The 804-nt window shown below is 58.2% G+C and carries 1 protein-coding gene; it reads left to right on the top strand.

Features of this window, described 5'->3' with window-relative positions; all coding sequences use genetic code 11:
- Positions 1–804, top strand: an 804-nt coding sequence (locus PPOP_RS23090) for a hypothetical protein (RefSeq protein WP_159101860.1), incomplete at both ends; no start/stop codon positions are given.

Genomic DNA, 804 nt, shown 5'->3' with positions numbered 1-804 from the left:
CCTATATGACGACCTGTAACTTCTCCTGCTCCGAGATGGTGGCCGGCTACTTCTCCTTCGCCTATATGGAGGCCCGTTACTTCGCCTGCTCCGAGATGATGGCCGGCTACTTCTCCTTCGCCTATATGACGACCTGTAACTTCTCCTGCTCCGAGATGGTGGCCGGCTACTTCTCCTTTGCCTATATGGAGGCCCGTTACTTCGCCTGCTCCGATATGATGGCCGGTGACCTCGCCTTCGCCTATATGACGACCTGTAACTTCTCCTGCTCCGAGATGGTGGCCGGTGACCTCGCCTTCCCCAATATGGCGGCCCGTTACTTCGCCTGGACCGAGATGGCGGCCAGTGACTTCGCCCGTTCCGATATGATGCGCCTCAACTTCGCCTTCAGCAATATGGCGGCCGGTGACTTCTCCTGCTCCGAGATGATGGCCCATAATTTCGCATTCGGCGATATGGAAGCCCGTTACTTCTCCTGCTCCAATATGTTGGCCGGTGACCACACCTTCGCTGATATGGAGGCCCGTTACTTCTCCTGCTCCAATATGTTGGCCGGTGACCTCGCCTTCGCTAATATGGCGGCCCGTTACTTCTCCTGCTCCGAGATGTTGGCCCGTTACCTCGCCCTCGCCGATATGGCGGCCCGTTACTTCGCCTGCTCCGATATGTTGGCCCGTTACCTCGCCCTCGCCGATATGGCGGCCCGTTACTTCGCCTGCTCCGAGATGGTGGCCGGTGACCTCGCCTTCGCTAATATGGCGGCCCGTTACTTCTCCTGCTCCAATATGTTGGCCGGTGACCTCA

The organism is Paenibacillus popilliae ATCC 14706 (assembly GCF_000315235.1).
Classification (GTDB): Bacteria; Bacillota; Bacilli; order Paenibacillales; family Paenibacillaceae; genus Paenibacillus_B; species Paenibacillus_B popilliae.
This window is presented reverse-complemented; position numbering and strand designations above follow the sequence as displayed.